At 66.8% G+C, this 2518-nt stretch carries 3 protein-coding genes; 2 read left to right on the top strand and 1 reads right to left on the bottom strand.

The window, feature by feature from the left end; genetic code table 11:
- The coding region (locus tag AC1VTH_RS07830) for an endonuclease/exonuclease/phosphatase family protein (protein WP_481335592.1) at positions 1 to 935 on the top strand (935 nt) is incomplete at its 5' end.
- On the opposite strand, the gene AC1VTH_RS07825 is transcribed toward AC1VTH_RS07830, so the two are convergent.
- Positions 936 to 1148, bottom strand: a complete 213-nt coding sequence (locus AC1VTH_RS07825) for a hypothetical protein (RefSeq protein WP_481335590.1) — start codon at positions 1146 to 1148, stop codon at positions 936 to 938.
- Between the two features lie 641 nt (positions 1149 to 1789).
- On the opposite strand from AC1VTH_RS07825, the gene AC1VTH_RS07820 reads away from it, so the two are divergent.
- Positions 1790 to 2518: PLP-dependent cysteine synthase family protein (locus tag AC1VTH_RS07820; protein ID WP_481335588.1), on the top strand; the 729-nt coding region annotated here is incomplete at its 3' end.

Below are 2518 nucleotides of genomic sequence, written 5' to 3'. Positions count from 1 at the left end.
GCCTGATCCCGGCGAGCCACGCCGCGGGCTCGGCCGTGCCCGAGCTCGTCTCGTTCGTGCCGGTGGCGCTCGTCCCCACCATCGTCTGCCTCGCGCTGGCCCTGCTCTGGAGCCGCCGCGTGCTCGCGGTGGCCTGCGCGCTGGCCCTCGCCGTCAACGGCTGGTGGCACATCGGCTACTTCACCGGCAGCGCCCGCGTCTCGAGCGAGGCCACGGCCGCCGTCGCGAGCACCAACACCACGGCCGACTCCTACGCCCGCGTCATGACCTGCAACACCTACAACGGACAGGCCAGCGCCGTCGACATCGTGAACCTCGTGCGCGAGAAGCACGTCGAGGTGCTGTGCCTGCAGGAGCTCACCGACGGCATGGTCAACGACCTCGAACGCGCCGGCATCGACGAGCTACTCCCCTACCACGTCGTCTCGGCGGGGGCCTCGGCCATCTCGAACGGCGGGCGCAACGGCATCTGGACCGCTGCGCCGCAGGACAACGTGTCGAGGAACCTCCTGCCCATCGACACGAGCTCGATGCCGGCCGCGAGCATCCAGGTGGGAGACGCCACGGTGCGTATCGTGAGCGTACATCCCAACTCGCCCGTGCGCGGGGCCGAAGATTTGTGGGACGAGGGGCTGTCGGTCATCGGGAGCCTGTCTGACTACGGCCACGCCTACCTCATCATGGGCGACTTCAACTCGGCATGGGATCACGCACGCTTCCGCGAGCTTCTGGGCACCACCTTTGCCGACGCCGGCCAGGCGAGCGGCGGCGGAATGCACATGACCTACCCGGCCAACAAGGCCATACCCGCACTCGTCGAGATCGACCACATCGTATACTCCAAGAACTCGGGCATCGTGGTGAGCTCGCTCGAGACCGCCCAGGTCTCGGGCACCGACCACCTGGCGCTCATCGCCACGCTCGAGGCCCTGTAGCTAGCAGCGGTCGCCCCGACGGAGGAGATCATGCGCGCCACCACCCTGGGCGATGATGCCGTTGAGCAGGCCCACCTCGAACTGGAGCTCGCCAATGAGGAGCTTGAGGCGCGCGGGGTCATCGGGCAGGGTCTCGACGTCGGCGTCGAGCGCAAGGCGGGCGCGGCCGCGTATTTCGTAGGTGCCACGCACAGCCGGGCAGCGGGTTGTCACAGGTGGTTTCCTCTCCCTTAATAGAACCTGAAATAGGTTGAGGGCGGGCCGTCAATTATTTAGCGGAGCAGTCCGTAAATTAATCAGCTTGTCATGCTTCTCCCCCTATAAGCGGTGCTTTTCCCCAATGGAGGCCAATAGCCCCGCACGTGCAACGCAGCGCCATTGGTTTGGCACGTTTCAAGCGCCCCGGACGTGCGCAACCGATGGCACGTTGAGCGAGCAGCAAAGCCGCCATCGGTCTGGCACGTTTGGGGCGCCACGGACGTGCATAACCGACGGCTCGTTGGGCCGGCAGCGGGGACCCATCGGTCTGGCGCGTTTGGGGCGCCACGGACGTGTATAGCCGACGGCTCGTTGGGCGAGACGTGCACGAACGTTGGCCCGCCAAAGCCAACAGTAAGCCACTATCGCCACGCCAACAGTCCCAACGATAGAAACATTTCCGCCATCTACCAGCACAAACGCACTAAGCAACGCTTAATTCATAAATTCCTACTGGTTTAGTTGGTTTAATCGTGGCATACTATCGCCAGCGAGCGAGGCGCACCCCGCGCCCGCTCGTCCCCTGGACGGCACGCACACGCGAACATCCCGTCCGCCAGCTCGGGCCCCAGGCTCACAGAACAAGGAGGCACCCCATGCACGTCGCCAACCACGTCGAGTCCCTCATTGGCTCCACCCCCCTCATCGACCTCTCCTCGCTGCTGCCCGCAGACGTCCAGGCCACCGGCGCCCGCGTCCTGGGCAAGTACGAGGCCACCAACCCCGGTGGCTCCGTCAAGGACCGCGTGGCCCGCTACATGCTCGACGCCGCCGAGGCGTCCGGCGAGCTCCAGCCCGGAGGCACCGTCATCGAGCCCACAAGCGGCAACACCGGCGTTGGCCTGGCCATGCTCGCCGCCGCCCGCGGCTACAAGATGATCCTCACCATGCCCGAGACCATGAGCATCGAGCGCCGCAAGCTCGCCGCCTCCTACGGCGCGCAGATCGTCCTGACCCCCGGCTCCGAGGGCATGAAGGGCGCCATCGCCAAGGCCAACGAGCTGCACGAGTCCACGCCCAACAGCATCGTGGCCGGCCAGTTCACCAACCCCGCCAACCCCCGCGCCCACTATGAGACCACCGGCCCCGAGGTCTGGGCCGACACCGAGGGCACCGTCGACGCCATCGTCGCCGGCGTGGGCACCGGCGGCACCATCTCCGGCACCTCCAAGTTCCTGAAGGAGCACAAGCCCAGCGTCTGCGCCGTCGCCGTCGAGCCGGCCGAGAGCCCGGTCCTCTCCGGCGGCAAGCCCGGCGGCCACAAGATCCAGGGCATTGGCGCCGGCTTCGTCCCCGACAACTTCAAGCGCGAGGTCGTCGACGAG

It is taken from the genome of Parolsenella sp. (assembly GCF_982402205.1).
This window is presented reverse-complemented; position numbering and strand designations above follow the sequence as displayed.